Raw genomic sequence first — 18,128 nt, forward strand, 5'->3', positions numbered from 1 at the left:
CTGATCGACAGGGCGCCGCAGCCGTTCACCGGTTCCCGCGGCAAGGGCGTCCAGCCCCGCGGCCAAGGGGTGTTCACCGGCGCGGGCGGCCTCCCCACCCGGCTGTTCAGCCTCCTCCAGGACCCCCACTGGGCCCTGCTCGGCTACAACGCCGACGACGCCTCGACACCGGCCGAGGGGTTGCTTCTCGGTCTTCGGGCGCTGTTGGAGGCGGAGGGCGAACGGTCCGTGGCGCTACCCGGTGTGGCGTTGGAGTTCCGGGGCGGTCCGGACTGAGCCGTCCCCGCGCCGCGCCCGGCCGGCGTGGTGTCGGGTGCGGAGGCGGCATGCGGTGACCGCGGTCCAGGCTGTCGCCGCGGTCCAGGCCAGGGGTGGGACCGCGGCGGACAGCACGGTGATTCCCTCCACCTCGGCGAGCCGGGCGGTGGCCGTGGCGTACATGCCGAGCGGGAAGACGACGCACCACAGGGCGAGTTCGTGGCCGGCGCGGACGCGATGACGCAGATGACGCCAGACTCCGGCGGCGGTCAGCGGCGGGATGAGGAGGGTGGCCCAGCACCAGAGCGCGCTCACCGTGGAGGTGACGAGCCGGGCCGCCGAGCCGGGTAGTGCCTCCCCGTGGGCTGCCAGTTGGGTGCCGCTGAGTGTGCTGATCGCGGCGGCTCCCATGGTGACCCAGTAGGCGGGTGTCAGCAGGTGCGGGCCGGGCGGGTGGCACCACAGACGCCATGCCACCACGGCGAGAGTCGCCAGGTAGAGGAAGACCCCGCCTGTCCAGAGGGCGAACGCGACGGCGATCTGGAGGGGGCGGGGGCCCAGGGCCGTGAGGGCGAGGCTGATCGATTGCAGCCCCACCGCTGCCAGGAACCAGGTGCCGTCCGCATGCCGCAGCGCCGGCCGGAACGCGCGGCGGAGCCCGGCGCAGGCGTAGGCCATGAAGACGACCCACGTGGTGGCCGCCAGGGAGACCAGGCCGTACGCGACGGCGCGCAGCGGGCCCGTCCCGAGGCGTGTTGCCAGGACTCCGCAGGCGGCGACAAGGGTGAAGTGTCCGAACAGGCGTGTGGGGTCGCGTAGTTCTGCCATCAGGTGGGCCGAGTGCCGGACGGCCTTGACGGTGAGCCCCGCGAGCAGGACGGTGTGGAGCGACGCGGCGGTGATGAGCAGGGCTTCGGCCACGGTCACGGCGTGGGCCTCGTTCAGGGCGCGCGCGACGATGCCGGTGGCCATGACGGGGGCGAAGCACGCGGGCGGCAGGTCCCGGCACCGTTCGGTCAGTGCGAGGCGGGTCACCGGCGGGTGACCGTGTTCGGGGGCGATTTTCGCGCCGGGCAGGGCCGGGAGTCACGGGCGGCCGTTGCCGTTCGTGCCCCGCGGGACCGGTAGACGACGTAGGGGCGTACGAGATAGCCGACGGGTGCGGTGAAGGCGTGGACGAGGCGGCTGAAGGGCCACAGGGCGAACAGGGTCATGGCGAGCAGCGCGTGGACCTGGTAGGCGAGCGGGGCGTGGGCCATGGCGGGGATGTCCGGGTCCAGGGTGAGCAGGGAGCGGAACCAGAGGGAGACGCCCAGGCGGTAGTCGTAGGGGTGGGGTTGGAGGGTGGTGGCCGTCGCGGCGAGTCCGGCGAGCAGGACGGCGGCGAGTACGGGGTAGACGGCGCGGTCGCTGCGGCTGGTCGCGGCGCGGACGGCGGGGACGCGCAGGCGACGGTGGAGGAGGATCGCCAGGCCGGTGAGGGTGGCGAGGCCGGCGGCGCCACCGACGAGGACCGCGTTGGCGTGGTAGAGCCACTCGGGGATGTGGGCGCGTTCGGTGAGGGATTCGGGGATGAGCAGGCCGATGACGTGGCCGGCGAACACGAGGAGCAGGCCGTAGTGGAAGAGCGGGCCGCCGGTGCTCAGCAGGCGGCTCTCGTGGAGTTGGCTGGAGCGGGTGGTGAAGCCGAATCGGTCGTAGCGGTAGCGCCACGCGGTGCCGGCGATCATGAGGGTGGCGGTGAGGTAGGGCAGAACGCCCCACAGCGCGATGTGCAGGTGGTTCACCGGGGAGCCTCCTGAAGGTGCGGGGCGAGCTGGGGGAAGGGCAGGAGGCCGACGGTTTCGGTGGGCGGGCCGGAGCGGGCCAGGCGCAGGGCGGCGGCCCGGTTCGCGGGCGAGGCGCCGGGCAGGGTGCGGCAGACGGCTTCGAGGAGGTCGGCGTAGGGGCTCTTGTGGTCGCGCAGGGCGAGGCGGAGCAGTTCGAGTCCGGCGCGGTGGCCCTGGAGGGCGTCCTGGCCGGGCCGGGGGCAGCGGGCGGCGAACTCCAGAACCAGCGGCAGGAAATCGGGGAGTTCGTCGGCAGGCGGCTGCCAGCCGTGGGTGAGGTAGAGCTGCCGCCAGCTCAGCAGGGACTGGCCTCGTCGGCGGGTGTCACCGTCGGTGTAGTAGGTGAGGTGGAGGGTGCGGCGGCGGCTGCGGTCGAAGGTGGTGATGTAGCGGGCGGACAGTTCGAGGACCGGGGCACCGGAGACGGCCTCGCAGAACGCGCGCAGCAGACCGGCTTCGGCGCCTGGCTGTTCTTTCAGCTCCGTGGTGACCAAGGCCAGTCGGTCGGGCCAGGCTTCGTCGGGGTGGAGCAGCAGCAGGGAGGCCGCCTGGTGGATCAGCGGGGCGGTGTCGTTCACGCCTTCTTCTCCTTGCCGCGCGGGAAGAGGCCGTCGGGGCGGCCCCGGCCGTTCCAGTTGAGGAGGTTGACGCGGTCCCGCAGGGAGGCTCCCGCGTGCTCGGCCGGCGGTGGTGCGTCGGCGATCAGCGGGGCGTGGAAGGTGTCCGCGTCGTACATGCCGGGGCCGCCCGCGCCGTCCAGGCTGCATCCGCCGGGGTCATCGCCCGGTGCCGGGGTGGTGTAGCTGGTGGGGATGACGTACCGCTCGTCGTACTTGGCGAGGGCGAGGAGACGGAACATGGCCTCGATCTCCCGCGGCGCCATGCCGACGGCGCGGGCGATGGAGGGGTCTTTCTCCTCCCCGAGGTTGACGCGCCGCATGTAGGTGCGCATGGCGGCCAGACGGCACAGGGCCGCCTCGACCGGTGCGGTGTCGCCGGCGGTGAACAGTTCGGCGAGGTAGGCGAGCGGGATGCGCAGGGAGTCGATGGCGGCGAAGAGTTTGGCGGGGTCCTCGCCGTCGTGTCCGGTGGCGGTGAGCGTCTCGACGACCGGGGAGAGCGGTGGGATGTACCAGACCATGGGCATGGTGCGGTACTCCGGGTGCAGCGGCAGGGCGACCCGGTAGCGGTGGATGAGGTCGTACACCGGGGAGCGGCGGGCCGCGGTGATCCAGTCGTGCGGGATACCGGACGCTTCGGCGGCCGCCGCCACCCCGGGGTCGTCGGGGTCGAGGAAGCAGTCCAGCTGGGCCTGGTACAGGTCCTGTGCGTCCTCTACGGATGCGGCCTCCCCGATCCGGTCGGCGTCGTACAGCATGACGCCGAGGTAGCGCAGGCGGCCGACGCAGGTCTCGGAGCAGACGGTCGGCTCGCCCGCCTCGATGCGCGGGTAGCAGAAGGTGCACTTCTCGGCCTTGCCGGTGGTGTGGTTGAAGTAGACCTTCTTGTACGGGCAGCCGCTGACGCACATCCGCCAGCCGCGGCAGCGGTCCTGGTCGACCAGGACGATGCCGTCCTCGATCCGCTTGTACAGCGCGCCCGAGGGGCAGACGGCGACGCACGACGGGTTGAGGCAGTGCTCGCAGATGCGCGGCAGGTAGAACATGAACGCCTGCTCGTACTCCAGGCGCACCTTCTCGTTCATTTTGCGCAGCACCGGGTCGCCGGCGATGTGGTCGGGGCCGCCGCCGAGGTCGTCGTCCCAGTTGGGGCCCCAGGTGACCTGGGTGGGGCGGCCGTCGATCAGGGAGCGCGGCGGGGCGGTGGGCACGTCGTCGCCGAGCGGGGCGGACAGCAGGTTGTCGTAGTCGTACGTCCAGGGCTGGTAGTAGTCGTCCAGGGTGGGCAGTTCGGGGTTGGCGAACAGGCGGGCCAGGCGGCGGGCGCGACCACCGGCGCGCGGGACGAGGCGGCCGTGTTTGAGCCGCCAGCCGCCCTGCCATTTGTCCTGGTCCTGGTAGCCGCGGGGGTAGCCCTGGCCGGGGCGGGTCTCGACGTTGTTGAACCACACGTACTCGGTGCCGGTCCGGTTGGTCCAGGTCTGCTTGCAGGTGACCGAGCAGGTGTGACAGCCGATGCACTTGTCGAGGTTCATGACCATCGCCACCTGTGCCATGACGCGCATCAGTACTCAACCTCCTGCTTGCGACGGCGGATGACGGTGACCGCGTCGCGCTGGTTGCCGGTGGGGCCGTAGTAGTTGGGGGCGAACGACAGCTGGGCGTACCCGCCGATGAGATGGGTGGGTTTGATCAGCAGCTTGGTGAGGGCGTTGTGGACGCCGCCGCGTCGCCCGGAGGCCTCCGACTTCGGCACGTTCACCAGACGTTCCTGCACGTGGTACATGAAGACCGTGCCGGGCGGCATGCGGTGGGAGACGATCGCGCGGGCGACCACGACGCCGTTGGCGTTCTGCGCCTCGATCCAGTCGTTGTCCGCGACACCGACCGCTTCGGCGTCCTGGACGCTGAGCCAGATGGCCGGTCCGCCGCGGGCCAGGGTCTGCATCAGCAGGTTCTCCTGGTACTCGGAGTGGATGGACCACTTGGAGTGAGGCGTGAGGTAGCGCACAGTCACCGACCGGTCCGGGCCGTTGCCGGGGACCGGCTGTTCACCGAGGGCGGCGAGGTTCAACGGCGGCCGGTAGACAGGGAGTTGCTCGCCGTACTCGACGATCCACTCGTGGTCGAGGTAGAAGTGCTGGCGGCCGGTGAGGGTGTGCCAGGGCTTGCGGTGCTCCGTGTTGATGGTGAACGGGGCGTAGCGCCGGTCGTGGCCCTCCTTGCCGGACCACTCGAAGCTGGCGCCGACCGGGACCGGCCGGGCCTGGGTGTCGGAGAACTCCACGCGGCGTGCGGCGACGTGCGCGGCGAGCTCGTCCAGGCCGGATCCGGGACCGCACCGCTCGGCGAGCCGATGGAATCCCTCCGCGGCGATCCGGCCGTTGGTGGTCCCGGACAGGGCGAGGATCGCCTCACACAGCTTGATGTCCGTGTCGAGGAGTGGGCGTCCCGCTGCGGCTCCCTGGGCAGCCGTGCCGCACCGGGCGGCCAGCCACTGGCGCTCCGCGTCGGGCTGAACGGTGACTCCCTTGACCGTCATGCCCAGTTCGTCGGGCAGCGGGCCGTACGCGGCGAGCTTGTCCGCGATCGCGGTGTAGTCGCGCTCCACCAGGGTGAACCGCGGCCCGGTGGGCCCCTCCGGCGGCGCCTCCCCGGGGGTGTCGTGCAGCAGCGGTGTGGCCACCAGGTCGTGCGCGATCCCCAGGCGGCCCTTCGCCAGCCGGCTGACCTCGGCAGCGAGGCCGTGGAAGATCTCGAAGTCGGTACGGGCCTGCCACGGCGGGTCGATGGCCGGCGAGAAGGCGTGCACATAGGGGTGCATGTCCGTGCTGGACAGGTCGTGCTTCTCGTACCAGGTGGCGGCGGGCAGCACGAGGTCCGAGAACAGCGTCGTGGACGTCATCCGGAAGTCCAGGCTGAGCAGCAGGTCCAGCTTCCCGCGCGGCGCCTCCTCCCGCCAGGCCACCTCCTTCGGCCGGTCGGCGGGCGCGGCCTCCTGGGCGCTCGCGTTGTCGGCGGCGCCCAGCAGGTGCCGCAGGAAGTACTCGTTGCCCTTGGCCGACGACCCGATCAGGTTGGCCCGCCACACCGTCAGCACACGCGGCCAGTTCGCGGGATCGTCCGGATCCTCGGCGGCGTACGTCAGGCGCCCCGCGTCCCGCTCGCCGGCCACCCACCGCCCCACGTCCCCGTCCGCCTCGCGGGCCCGCCGCCCCAGCTCCAGCGGGTTGGCGCCGAAGGTCGGGTAGGACGGCATCCAGCCCTGCCGGGCCGAGCGCGCCACCAGGTCCGCGGTGTGCAGCCCGGCCAGTCCACCCGGCGCGGTCGGGGCGGCGAGGGTGTCGGCGGTGAACTTCTCGTAACGCCACTGATCGGTGTGGAGGTACCAGTACGGTGTGCCGGCCATCTGCCGCGACGGGCGCGCCCAGTCCGAGGCCGTGGCCAACTGCTGCCATCCCGCGTACGGGCGTACCTTCTCCTGCCCCACGTAGTGGGCCCAGCCGCCGCCGTTGACGCCCTGGCAGCCGGTGAGCAACAGCAGGGAGAGGAACGAGCGGTAGATCGTGTCGGAGTGGAACCAGTGGTTCGTCCCCGCCCCCATCACGATCATGCAGCGGCCCTTGGTCTGCTCCGCTGTGCGCGCGAACTCCCGCGCCGCACGCACCACCGCCCCCGCGGGCACCGAGGTGATCGCCTCCTGCCAGGCGGGAGTGCAGGGCGTCGACGCGTCGTCGTACGAGGCGGGCCACTCACCGCCCAGTCCCGCACGCCCCACCCCGTACTGCGCCAGCATCAGGTCGAAGACCGTCGTCACCAGGTGCCCGCCCACCCGCACGGCGGGAACCTCGCGGCGCAGCACCGCGCCCTCCTCGTCGAAGCGCGGCAGCACCACCGTCGCCGCCGTGGCTTCGGGATGGCTGTGGAGCGTCAGCGCCGGTTCCAGACCGCCGAGGTCGAGATTCCACCGCCCCTCCCTCTCCTTGTCCCACCGGTCGCCGAGCGTCCCGTTGGGCACGGCAGGCTCCCAGGACTCCGTATCCATGAGGACCGGCATCCAGCGCCGCGCCCGGGCTCCGGCTCCCCTCTCCAGGTCCAGGTCCTGGGCCCGCACGAAGGCTCCGGGTGTGTGCGTACCGGCTTCCTTCTCCTCCAGAGCGACGAGGAACGGCAGGTCGGTGAACCGCTTCACGTAGTCGGTGAAGTACGGCACCTGCCGCTGGACGAAGCACTCACGCAGGATGACGTGGCCCATCGCCATGGCCAGGGCGCCGTCCGTGCCCGGATGCGGGTGCAGCCACTCGTCGGCGAACTTCGTGGCGTCCGCGAAGTCCGGGGAGACGACCACCACCTTCTGGCCCCGGTAACGGGCCTCCGCCATCCAGTGCGCGTCCGGCGTCCGGGTCACCGGCACGTTCGAGCCCCACAGCATCAGATACGCCGCGTCCCACCAGTCCCCGGACTCCGGTACGTCCGTCTGGTCGCCGAAGACCTGCGGCGAGGCGATCGGCAGGTCCGCGTACCAGTCGTAGAACGACAGCATCGGCGCGCCGATCAGCGACATGAAGCGCGCGCCGACGGCGTGCGAGGCCATCGACATCGCCGGGATCGGGGAGAACCCCGCGATCCGGTCCGGACCGTGTTCCTGAAGGGTGTGGACATGGGCCGCCGCGGCGATTTCCAGCGCCTCGTCCCACCCCACCCGGACCAGTCCGCCCTTGCCCCGGGCGGACTGATAGCGACGGCGCATTCCGGCATCGGACGTAATCTCCGCCCAGGCCGCCACCGGGTCCCCGTCATGACGTCGCTTTGCGGCACGAAACATTTCGACGAGCACTCCGCGGGCGTGTGGATAGCGCACGCGTGTGGGTGAATAGGTGTACCAGGAGAAGGACGCACCGCGCGGGCATCCGCGAGGTTCGTAGTCCGGCCGGTCGGCCCCCGCCGACGGATAGTCCGTCGCCTGGGTCTCCCACGTGATCAGCCCGTCCTTCACATACACCTGCCACGAGCAGGAGCCGGTGCAGTTCACCCCATGCGTGGAGCGCACCACCTTGTCGTGCGCCCAACGCTCCCGATACGGCGCGTCATTGACCGTCTGGGTCGTACGGATGACCGCTCGCCCCTCCGGTGTCGTCGGCGCCCGCGACAGCAATCGACCGGCCGACAACAGCCGTTCGGACGCTTCCATCGCCAGGCGCTCCGCTTTCGCCCTGCCACGCACCATTCCACGGACTCCCCTCGGGGAACGCCGCACCGGAACACGCCGTCCGGTGCGGACCTGGGTGAACGGAGTACAGAGTGCGCCTGCCGGAGTCGCGGCGTGGATCGCTTTCCGCCCACTTGGATGTTCCTAGAACTTATTTTTCTTGCCCTTTGCAATGGTTGATGGAGGGTGAAAGCGGAGACCGTGCAAAATATGACCGCGCGGCGACCTGAGGTGAATTCGCCGCTTGGAAAGAAATAGTTGCCGCCCGGTTTACGGACGATGTGTTCGGATCTCAATTCGACCGACGGCCCAACGCGAAATGGTCGCCTCCGGCTTCCCCGGGGGAACGGCGGTTCCATTTCCGTGAGCCGTATGACTGTGAACGGGCGGTGTGGCAGCCCGGCCCACCAGGGTGGCAACCCGCCGACCAGGGCCACGCTCCGCTTGAGCGGAGCCCGTCCCGTGGGGCCTGTTGATCACTCAAGCCCCGCGTCGCGGGCCAGCAGGGCGGCCTGGACGCGATTGCCGGAGCCCAAGGCGTTGAGGATCCGGCTGACGTGTGCCTTCACGGTGCTCTCGCGCATCCCCAGCGCCGTCGCGATCTCCGCGTTGGAATCGCCTTGTGCGAGCCGTGCGAGGACATCCGTCTCACGGGGCGTCAGTCCCTTGACGCGGGCGCGTGCTTCCAGCGCCTCGGGGCGGGCCGCGCGGTGGAAGTGGTCGATCAGGTGACGGGCGGCGGCCGGATGCAGCATGCCGTGACCGTCCGCCACCACGTGGACCGCGCGGATGATCTCGCGCGGTTCGGTGTCCTTGAGGAGAAAACCGTCGGCACCGGCGGCGAGCGCGTCGTAGACGTACTCGTCCAGGTCGAAGGTGGTCAGGGTGATCACCCGCGGTGGGTTGGGGAGCGCGCGCAGCCGTCGGGTCGCGGTGATGCCGTCCATGCGGGGCATCCGCACGTCGACCAGGGCGATGTCGACCCGGTGCAGGCTCGCCTGTTCGACCGCGGCCAGGCCGTCCGACGCCTCGGCGACGACGGTGAGCCCCGGGTCGGTGGACAGCAGGTCGACGAGACCTAGTCGGACCAAGGCGTCGTCGTCGACCACCAGAACATTGATCATGAGACCGACGCCGACGGGGGGACGGACGAAGGCGCGGGCAACCGGGCGGAGAGCCGCCAACCGTCACCGGAGGCACCGGCGTGCAGATGGCCGCCGAGCGCCGCGACCCGCTCCGCCAGACCGATCAGGCCGTAACCGCCCGGCACCGTGGAATCTTCGGAGGCCGCGGAGTGTCCGCTACCTCCGATGCCTCCGATGCCTCCGATGCGGTCAACGGGCCCGTTGACCACTTCCACCATGGTGGCCGGTGGCCCGTAGTGCACGCTGACCACGACGGGTGCGTCATGGGCATGTCTGCGGGCATTGGTCAGAGCCTCCCGTACGAGGCGGTGGACCGCCAGCCGGTGGCTGGTGGACGCGCTCTCCACCTCACCGGACACCACCGAATCGATCACCTGACCGGCGGCCCTGGCCTCGGTCAGCAACTCTTCCAGGTCCCGCAGAGCCGGCGCCGGAACAGGTATCGCGCCCTCGGCCTCGTCGGGCCGGTCGGACCGCAGCGCCCCCAGCACCTCGCGCAGATCGTCCAGCGCCCGCCCGGCCGTGCCGCGCAACAGAGCCAATCGCTCCAGGCCGGCCGGGGACATCCCTTCCTCGCGCAACTGAAGCACTCCGGCGTGCAGCATCAGCAGGCTCAGCCGGTGGGCGAGCACGTCGTGCATCTCCCGGGCGATCCGGGCCCGCTCCGCCAACCGTGCCTGCTCAGACCGGAGTTCGCGCTCCACCCGCAGTTGTTCCACCTGGTCCCGCAGCGCGCCGAGCAGCTTGCGCCGGCTGCCCGCCCACATACCGAGGGCCAGTGCCAGGGCCACCAGTACGGCATTGCCGACGCCGGAGCCGGTCCAGGTGCTCAGCCGTTCCCAGGAGAGCGGGCGTCCCAGCGCCGGCGCGAGAGCCAGCCAGGGCAGCCCGGCGCCGCACGCGATTCCCAGGCACACCCACACCGCCCGCAACCGGCCCCGCGAGGCGAAGTGATACAGAGTCACCAGCAACGGGAACACCGAGCCCAGGACGACCGCGGCCAACGCAAGGCCCGCCGCCACCCGCGGGAACCGGTGGCGGCCGAGCGCCCCGACCGACCCGGCCGCCGCGACCCACGGCGCGGGATCGGCCAGGGTGTCACCGGCGGCCCGAAAGCCCTCCAGCGTGGACAGGAGGGCGAGCAGCACCGCCGCCGGCGCCTCAACCCACAGCGGCACCCCGCGTTCTGCTCCGGATGTCACCTCGCCATCCTAGGCTCTGTCTGACAAATCCCGCCTGGCACGCGACGCCTGGCACGCACGCTCGCCGCGTTGTCGGAGTCGTCCACGTACGTCCGGGCCATCGAGGGTGCCGATCCTCCTCCTCGCGATCGCGCTCGGCATCCGAAGGAGGATCCAGTGTGCCGAGACGGAGCGAGCGGAGCGAGTGCAGCGCACCGGACGCCGCGCGCCCCGTCCTACGGGCGGACGGCGCTATTCGTCAGACAGAGCCTAGGGACGACCTGCCCCCGTGTCCCCGACGAACGGACATCGCGACCCCCGACTTTCGTCGGGTGCCGTCGCCGCACATCGGCCGATTCCGTGGCGTCCGGAGCTGCCTAGCGTCCCTGTCATGGTTTTCTCCCCGACGCGCGCCCCAGCCGTCCGACCCGCCCCGGCCCGCCGTCTCGCCGACCGCCGGCTGTTCCTCGCCGAGACACTCCGGACCTTCCGTACGACCGGGGCCGTGACCCCCAGCAGCCGTCACCTCGCCGAGGCGCTCGCCGCGCCGCTGGCGCACCGGACCGGGCAGCCGCGCACGGTGCTGGAGGTAGGCGCCGGGACCGGTGCGGTCTCGCGGGTACTGGCGGACCTGCTCGGCCCCGAGGACACTCTGGACCTGGTCGAGGCCAACCCCCGCTTCGCCCGTCTGCTCGCGGCCGATCTGCGTGCCGATCCGCGGCTGGCGGCCCATGGGGAACGCGTAACGCTGATCGCCGGGCCGGTCGCGGAGCTCGACCCCCGGGCGCGCTACGACGTGATCGTCTCCGGGCTGCCGTTCGCCAACTTCGCCCCCGACGAGGTGTCAGGTCTGCTCGCGGGCTATCTGGCCGCGCTCAAGCCCGGCGGCCATCTGACGTACTTCGGCTATCGGGGCACCGCCCGCCTCCGCGCGCTGCTGGGCACCTCCCGGAGCCTGGCCCGGCACAGCGGCGTCACCCATGTCCTCGAAGCCTTCCAGCAGACCCATGGTGCCGACTGCCGCACCGTGTGGGGCAATGTGCCCCCGGCACGCGTGTGGCACGTCGGCGTTCCCGCGGCGAAACCTCGTCCGCTTCCCCGGGCAACCGCCCGAGCGGTCAAGCCGTGGCAAGCCCCGGGCCGATGACCTGCCGGGCTTCGGCGGCGTCCGGTGCTCAACCAACTCGTCTCCGGTCCCACGCGGTACGGTCACGGTCGTCGATCGTCGACGTGAGGCGTCGCCTCGGCGCAGCCGTGCGGCTCCGGACCCACCCGCGCCGGTGGCACCCTCGCGAGATCACCGCCGTTTACGGCCGGGGCGCGGCACTGGCCTTACGACCAACCCGTTTCCCCGCCCCCGTCCTTCGCACCCGCCGTGCGGGTCTCCACGCAACGGGCGCTCCACGTCACTTGGCCGGTGGTCGGTCGTGGTGTTCGCGCCGCACGGCCGTGTCCGTGTTCGGCCCGCGACGGTCCGGGGTGCGTCGCTTCCGTACCGGTGGGAGCGCGTTTCGGGTACGCCGGCGGAAGACCAGGAACGCGGCGAACGCCGCGCCGGTGAGCCAGAGGAGCTGGATCGCGAGGCCCTGGGCCACCGACGCGGTGGAGAAGGCCGCGGACATGCTGGCCTGCACGGCCCCGTACGAGGGCAGGAAGCGTACGACGGCGCTGTCCGATCCGGAGCTGGAGAGGGGGTTCTGGAGTGCGACATCGAGGATGCTGATCATCAGGATGGCGAACATCCCCTCCACCTCCCGGCGGAGCACCGACCCGAAGACCACTCCGAGCGCGCCGTAGGTCATGGCGGCGCAGAACAGCGCGGCGGCGAGCATGAGGGGCTGCCGGGGGGACCAGGCGAAGCCGGCGGCGGCCGTGGCGTACGCGGCGATGGCGGCGCAGACCAGGGTGAGCGCGGAGAGCTTGGCGAGCACCAGGTGGAAGCGCGGGTATCCCGCCATCGCCAGGCGCCGGTCGAAGGCACCGCCCGTGAAGGTGGCGGCGAACATCATGAACCCGGCGATCAGGGTGACCGCGTTCAGCGCTCCGGTGATCTGGGTGAGGTGGTTGCCGGGCGGGGACAGCACCTCGCCCGTGGCCCGGAGCCGGAAGGGCGCCGGCCGGTCGGGAATGGTCACGTAGGCCAGGGTGATCCAGACGGGGATGTACACGACGACCAGCAGCATCGCGAACCGGTTGCGGGCGTGTCCGATCAGCGCGTACCGGGAAGCCGTGGTGAACAGGGCCCAGTGCCTTCTCATGCCGCCGCCTCCGGCCGCCGGTCCTGGCGGGTGAGACGTCCGCCCTCCAAGCGCCACAACTCGTCCAGCCGGTCGACGTCGTACGCCAGGTGGGAGACGACCAGCACCGACCGTCCGGCGTCGCGCAGCTCCGTCGCCAGCTCCCAGAAGCGCAGATACGTCTCCCAGTCGAAGCCCTGGTACGGCTCGTCCAGCAGCAGTACGTCCGGGTCGTGCATGAGGGCCAGGGTCAGGTTCAGCTTCTGCCGCGAGCCCCCGCTGAGCAGGCCCGCGCGCTGGTCGAGGTACTCGGTGAGGGCCAGGGTCTCCATCACCTCCTCGGCCCGCCGCAGATCCGCGAGCCCGAAGGCGTGCCGGAAGAGGTCCAGGTGCTGGCGGACGGTGAAGGAGTCGTCCAGGACCACGGACTGCGGGCAGTAGCCGAACCTCCCGCTGTGGTGCACCGAGCCACGGTCGGGCGCGAGTTCACCGGCGAGGATCTTGAGCAGCGTCGTCTTCCCCGCGCCGTTCTCCCCGACGATCCCGGCGAGGACCCCGGATCCCAGATGGAGGTCGACGCCCCGCAGGACGGCGTGCCGACGGTAGGAATGACGCACTTCTCTGACGTCCATCGGGCCGCTCCGTCAATGCCATGTCTTCGGGACTTCCGGTCTTCGGTTCTTCGGGACTTCCGGGCTTCGGGACTTCCGGGCTTCGCGACTTCGGATCTTTGCGGCTTCCGTCCTCGGTGCTTCCGGACGGCGGCGGAACCGCCCCGTCCGTGCACAACGAGCGTGCGGCGCGGCGGAAACGGCGCCGCACGTCGCTCACTTGGGCGCCGGGGCCTCCTCCAGTTCGGCCACGGCCCGCTCCCACAGCCCGGGCAGCGCCTCCCCCAGGGGGAGGGATCGGTCGGCCAGGAAGGACACCTCGGCCCAGGTGTCGAAGAAGGACAGGCCCACCCCGAAGAGGTGTCCGGGCACGAGCAGGGGGAGCAGGGCGGTTCCCGTCACCCGGGTCTCCCCCAGGCTGCCCTTGTCGGCGAGAGGCATGGACGTGGCCATGACGTGGGTGACGCGCGGGGAGATCACCCGTCGCAGGTACCACTCGGTCGGACGGCTCGGCATGAACCGGACCAGGTCCTGGATGGCCCGGCGCCAGGCCTCGCCGCGCAGCTCCCGGGTCCTCGCCATGACGCGATCCACTCGCCACAGGGGCGAATCGCCGCCCAACCCATCCTGACCGCGCAGACCGCCCAGACCGCCCTGCGCGCCCTGGGAAGCGTCCGTGCCGTTCGGGCCCGTCCGTACGGGCAGCTCCAGCGGCAGGGCGAAACAGCGGTTGCCCCAGGTCTGGTCCTCGTCGGGGCGACGCGCGTCGACGGGTACCAGTGCCGTCACCCGTGGGAGCGGTACACCGGACCGCGCCGACCAGGCCGCCAACGCCCCGGCGAGCGCCGCCAGATGCACGTCGTGCGCCGAGCCGCCGCGCGCCGCGCCGATCCGGCGGAGGGCGTCCGCCGGTACCCGGCCGCGCCACAGTCGCCTCTCGCCCGTGCGGACGAAGGGGACGGCCGGACGGGGACCTCGGACCACGAGGGCACCGGCCGCGAACTTCGCGGCCAGCCCGACGGCCCTGCCCACCCGTCGAGGCAGGTCGGCCCCGCGGCCCCTCCCCGGTACCGGGCGGGCCGAGGCTTCCCCCTCGCCCAGCATGGCCCGGAACGTCATCGCGGCGGCCGAACCGTCCTGGCAGGCGTGGCGGAAGCGGTAACACACCGCGTACCGGTCGGGCGCGTGGCCGTGGATCAGCCAGACCCCCCAGTAGGTGCCGGGCGCGAACGGCGCGTTGAGCGCGGTGTTCAGAGCTGGGTCCCACTGCCCGGGGCCGTCCGCGACCACTTCGTGGACGTGCCGGTCGACGGCGAAGTCCGCGTCCGTCCGCCATCGGGGGTTTCGCGGTCCGCCCTCGACCCTGCTGGCCAGCAGGGGCAGTTGGGGCAGGCGGAAGCCCACGTACGCGCGGAGGTCCGCCAGGCTCGGGGGCGGACCGCTCAGATACGCGACGCCGCCGGCGTCCCAGCGGACGTCGGGGTGGCGGCGTTCCAGGTTGAGGAACGCGCGGTCGAGCGCGTGGGCGGGATGGCGGGGCGAGGGAACGGACGGGACTGCCGGGACTGACGGAACGGACTCGGGCATCGGAGGACTCCAGTTCGTGCCGACGGGGCGGGCCGGCCGGTGGCGGGGCGAGTCGGTGGCATGGCGGTGGCGGACCGGTGGCGGGGCGAGCCCGGACGGGCGGACGGCCCGACCGGCCAGGACCGGGCGCCGCCCGACGGGCCGCGGCGGACCATCGCCCCGGGGCCGGCCCGCGCGGGCCGTCGACCAGCGTCGCGCGCCCCGGGGTCACGTCCCGGCCTGCGCCCGTGGAACCACCCGAAAGGAGGACATGACCGCGGGCAGCCCGTACATGCGTACGGTCGACCACCCTGACCTGCGACGGAGGCTCCGCGGGGCCGTCCCAGGCGCACCCGCGCCGTGGTGCGGGTCCCCCGTTCGGGTGAGTAGGGGGAAACGGCGCCCGGCCGCCGGCCGCCTTCTGACACTGTGTGCGGTGCGTCAGCGGGTCACCGGTCCCGGGGGAGGGCCTGAGAGCCTCTCGGGTGACCTCTGGCAGGGCGGTCGCGCATCGGCACGCGCGCTTTCCGCGTTGCCGAAATGCCCTGATAGCTCCGCACCGACGACAACCCGCCACCGTACGCGGTCGCGGTCTCGTCCCTTTCGAAGCCTTGGAGGCATGGTCGTGCAGGTCGCCCTCACCGGCGCCACCGGATTCCTCGGACTGCGCCTGTTACGTCGCCTGCTCGCCACGCACCGATCGGTGACGGTCCTGGCCCACGCGGGCTCGGGCGACGCGCTGCACCGCATCACCCGGTTCTTCGAACTGACCGGCGCGCCCGGGGAGTTCACCGCCGAACTCACCGACCGGCTGCGGGTGGTGGAGACCGAGCTGGAGCGGCCCCGGCTGGGTCTCCCGGAGCGCGCCTTCCAGGAACTGGCCGACGGTCTCGGCGCGATCTGGCACAGCGCGGGCAGTATCAACCTGGAGGGAGAACTACCCGAGTTGCGCCGGACCAACGTCGAAGGAACCCGGCACGTACTGGAGTTGGCCGCCGCCGGGCGCCGACAGCCCCTGGTCCACCACGTGAGTACCGCTTTCGTGGCCGGCGGGCGGCGCGAGGGCGTGGCGTACGAGGACGAGCTGGACGACGCGTACGGCTTCGAGAACGCCTACGAACGCTCCAAGTACGAGGCGGAGAAGCTGATTCACGCGTGGTCCCGGGAGCACGCCCGTCCGGTCATGGTGCTGCGGCCCAGCATCCTGGTCACGGATCTGCCGCCGCACCCGGAGCTGCCCCCGCATCCGCTCCAGGTCATCGAGCGGATCCTGCGCGACGCGCGACGCACCGCCGGAACCGGGGGCCCGGACCGCGACGGCCGCCCCCGCGTCCGGGTGGTGGGGCATCCGCACGGCCGGCTGAACCTGGTACAGGTGGAGCACGCGGCCGAGGTCATGGTGCGCCTCGCCGACCGGACACCCTCGGGCGGGGTCGACACGTACCACGTCGTCCATGACCGTGACGTGCCCGTGCCGACGGTCGTGACCCTGCTGGAAGGGCTGGTGCCGGTCTCGGTCGAGCTGGTCGCCACGGAGCCGGACGAGCCGTCGGCACTGGAGTCCCTGCTGGCGTTCTACCCGGGGCTGACGGCCTATCTCGTCCACCGGCGGCGCTTCGACGACACCCGGGTCAGGACCCTGCTCGGGCCGTCGGCGGCCTCCGACCGGGTGGACCTCGGCTATCTGCGCTCCGGCCTGGCCGCGAGGGACCGCGGCCCCGCCGCGCCGCCGGCCACGCACGCGACCGGCGCCCCTTCCGCCCGGTCCTCCTGAGTGCCCGCCGCCCTCCCCGAGCGACCGCCGCCTTCCCCGAGTGTCCGCCACCACTCCCGAGCAACCGCCGCCTCCCCCGAGCGACCTCCCCTCCCGCTGGAGCCCTCCGTGTCCGTCCTCGCCGCTCCCGGCTCCCCCGCCGCGTCCCCGCCGGTCTTCTCCCCCGAGGAGATCGCCGCCCTCGCCCGGCGCATCCGGGAACCCGTCCACATCGTCAGCGGTCCTGACGGCCGTGAGCTGGGGCTCGCGACCGGCCCCCCGCCGGGCGTCCCGGTACTCGGTACGCTGCCACCGCTGTACCCCGAGTGGCTCGGCGGGCGCACCTTCTGCGAGGCGCACGGCGTCCGTTTCCCCTATGTCGCGGGTGAGATGGCGAACGGCATCGCGACCACCCGGATGGTGTCCGCGATGGCCCGTGCGGACATGCTCGGGTTCTTCGGCGCCGGCGGCCTGGCCTACGCCGACGTGGAGCGGGCCGTGCACACACTCGCCGACGAGCTGCGCTCGCGCCCGAACTGGGGCGTGAACCTCATCCACTCACCGGCCGAACCCGAGCTGGAGTTCCGCGTCGCCAAGCTGCTGCTGCGGTGTGATGTGCCCTTGATCTCGGCGTCGGCGTTCATGGAGCTGACCCCGGCCGTCGTGCTGTGCTCGGCCCGGGGGCTGCGCCGGAGCCCGGACGGCCGGATCGTCCGGCGTACGCGGATGCTCGCCAAGGTCTCCCGCCCAGAGGTGGCCGAAAGGTTCCTCTCGCCCGCCCCGGCCGCGCTGCTCGACCGGCTCGTCGGACAGGGGGAGCTGACGTCGCAGGAGGCGGGACTCGCGGCCCTCGTGCCGGTGGCCGAGGACATCACCGTGGAGGCCGACAGCGGAGGACACACCGACAACCGGCCGCTGTCGGTCCTGCTGCCGAGCATCGCCTCGCTGCGCGACGCGCTGTGCCGGCGGTTCGGCTACCACCGGGCGGTCGGGGTCGGCGCGGCCGGCGGGCTGGGCACACCGGCCGCGGTGGCCGCCGCCTTCGCCCTCGGCGCGTCCTACGTGGTCGTCGGGTCGGTGAACCAGACGGCCATCGAGGCGGGGCTGTCCGACGAGGCCAAGGCGATGCTCTGCGAGGCGGACGTCGCCGATGTGACCATGGCGCCGGCGGCGGACATGTTCGAGCTGGGCGTCCGGCTCCAAGTGCTCTCCCGGGGAACGATGTTCGCCGTGCGGGCCGGCCGGCTCCACGCGGCGTACCGGGCATACGGTTCGCTGGAGGAGATCCCGCCCGCGGTGCGCGCCCCGATCGAACGGGATGTGCTGCGCGCCCCGTTCGACGAGGTCTGGCGGCGCACCGTCGCGTTCTGGGAGCGGCGCGATCCCGCCGAGATCACCCGGGCCGAGTCCGATCCGAAGCACCGTATGGCGCTGGTCTTCCGCTGGTACCTGGGCAGTTCGAGCCGGTGGGCGATCACCGGCGAGGCGGACCGGCGTACCGACTACCAGATCTGGTGCGGTCCCGCGATGGGCGCGTTCAACCGGTGGGCCGCGGGCACGTTCCTGGCCGAACCGGCGAACCGGTCCGTGGTGCAGATCGCGCTCAACCTGCTCGAAGGCGCCGCGGTACTCACCCGCGCCCATCAACTCCGTACCTACGGCGTGCCGTTGCCGTCCGACGCGTTCGTCCACACACCGTGCGCGCTGGCATGAGCGGCC

The 18,128-nt window shown here is 72.0% G+C and carries 14 protein-coding genes; 4 read left to right on the forward strand and 10 right to left on the reverse strand.

What is annotated here, in order from left to right:
• Positions 1–69: 69 nt before the first annotated feature.
• Complete coding sequence (locus ACFXPL_RS04590) at positions 70–276, forward strand: hypothetical protein (RefSeq protein WP_384912369.1); 207 nt, start codon at positions 70–72, stop codon at positions 274–276.
• Here the strand turns inward: ACFXPL_RS04590 and ACFXPL_RS04595 are convergent.
• From ACFXPL_RS04595 to ACFXPL_RS04625, 7 genes are all read right to left on the reverse strand, one after another.
• The gene (locus ACFXPL_RS04595) at positions 235–1,293 is read right to left on the reverse strand and encodes a tellurite resistance/C4-dicarboxylate transporter family protein (RefSeq protein WP_384912372.1); all 1,059 of its coding nucleotides are present in this window, start codon (positions 1,291–1,293) and stop codon (positions 235–237) included. The two genes, ACFXPL_RS04590 and ACFXPL_RS04595, sit on opposite strands and share 42 nt — an antisense overlap.
• A complete protein-coding gene (narI, locus tag ACFXPL_RS04600) occupies positions 1,290–2,045 on the reverse strand; it encodes a respiratory nitrate reductase subunit gamma (protein ID WP_384912375.1) in 756 nt (251 codons plus the stop codon). Before narI ends, ACFXPL_RS04595 begins: the two co-directional genes overlap by 4 nt.
• Entirely contained in the window at positions 2,042–2,665 is a 624-nt protein-coding gene (narJ, locus tag ACFXPL_RS04605; protein WP_384912378.1) for a nitrate reductase molybdenum cofactor assembly chaperone, read from the reverse strand. Before narJ ends, narI begins: the two co-directional genes overlap by 4 nt.
• Positions 2,662–4,272 (reverse strand): nitrate reductase subunit beta, encoded by a 1,611-nt coding sequence (gene narH / locus ACFXPL_RS04610; RefSeq protein ID WP_384912381.1) that lies wholly within the window; start codon positions 4,270–4,272, stop codon positions 2,662–2,664. Before narH ends, narJ begins: the two co-directional genes overlap by 4 nt.
• Positions 4,272–7,934: a nitrate reductase subunit alpha gene (locus ACFXPL_RS04615; RefSeq protein ID WP_384912383.1), complete on the reverse strand. Its 3,663-nt coding sequence runs from the start codon at positions 7,932–7,934 to the stop codon at positions 4,272–4,274. Before ACFXPL_RS04615 ends, narH begins: the two co-directional genes overlap by 1 nt.
• A 458-nt stretch (positions 7,935–8,392) precedes the next feature.
• Positions 8,393–9,040 (reverse strand): response regulator, encoded by a 648-nt coding sequence (locus ACFXPL_RS04620; RefSeq protein ID WP_384912386.1) that lies wholly within the window; start codon positions 9,038–9,040, stop codon positions 8,393–8,395.
• Positions 9,037–10,263, reverse strand: a complete 1,227-nt coding sequence (locus tag ACFXPL_RS04625; RefSeq protein ID WP_384912389.1) for a sensor histidine kinase — start codon at positions 10,261–10,263, stop codon at positions 9,037–9,039. Before ACFXPL_RS04625 ends, ACFXPL_RS04620 begins: the two co-directional genes overlap by 4 nt.
• 370 nt (positions 10,264–10,633) lie before the next feature.
• Between ACFXPL_RS04625 and ACFXPL_RS04630 the strand changes: the two genes are divergently transcribed.
• A complete protein-coding gene (locus ACFXPL_RS04630) occupies positions 10,634–11,389 on the forward strand; it encodes a class I SAM-dependent methyltransferase (RefSeq protein WP_384912392.1) in 756 nt (251 codons plus the stop codon).
• A 259-nt stretch (positions 11,390–11,648) separates the two neighbouring features.
• Here ACFXPL_RS04630 and ACFXPL_RS04635 read toward each other — a convergent pair whose 3' ends face one another.
• From ACFXPL_RS04635 to ACFXPL_RS04645, 3 genes are all read right to left on the reverse strand, one after another.
• Complete coding sequence (locus tag ACFXPL_RS04635; RefSeq protein WP_384912395.1) at positions 11,649–12,500, reverse strand: ABC transporter permease; 852 nt, start codon at positions 12,498–12,500, stop codon at positions 11,649–11,651.
• Positions 12,497–13,111 (reverse strand): ABC transporter ATP-binding protein, encoded by a 615-nt coding sequence (locus ACFXPL_RS04640; protein ID WP_384912398.1) that lies wholly within the window; start codon positions 13,109–13,111, stop codon positions 12,497–12,499. The genes ACFXPL_RS04635 and ACFXPL_RS04640 overlap by 4 nt, the downstream gene beginning before the upstream one ends.
• A gap of 195 nt (positions 13,112–13,306) precedes the next feature.
• The gene (locus ACFXPL_RS04645) at positions 13,307–14,677 is read right to left on the reverse strand and encodes a wax ester/triacylglycerol synthase domain-containing protein (RefSeq protein ID WP_384912401.1); all 1,371 of its coding nucleotides are present in this window, start codon (positions 14,675–14,677) and stop codon (positions 13,307–13,309) included.
• A 598-nt stretch (positions 14,678–15,275) separates the two neighbouring features.
• On the opposite strand from ACFXPL_RS04645, the gene ACFXPL_RS04650 reads away from it, so the two are divergent.
• Both ACFXPL_RS04650 and ACFXPL_RS04655 read left to right on the forward strand, forming a co-directional pair.
• Positions 15,276–16,430: an SDR family oxidoreductase gene (locus tag ACFXPL_RS04650; protein ID WP_384912404.1), complete on the forward strand. Its 1,155-nt coding sequence runs from the start codon at positions 15,276–15,278 to the stop codon at positions 16,428–16,430.
• 108 nt (positions 16,431–16,538) lie between these two features.
• Entirely contained in the window at positions 16,539–18,122 is a 1,584-nt protein-coding gene (locus ACFXPL_RS04655) for a PfaD family polyunsaturated fatty acid/polyketide biosynthesis protein (RefSeq protein WP_384912406.1), read from the forward strand.
• Positions 18,123–18,128: the final 6 nt, after the last annotated feature.

Source organism: Streptomyces sp. NPDC059092 (assembly GCF_042756365.1).
Classification (GTDB): domain Bacteria; phylum Actinomycetota; class Actinomycetes; order Streptomycetales; family Streptomycetaceae; genus Streptomyces.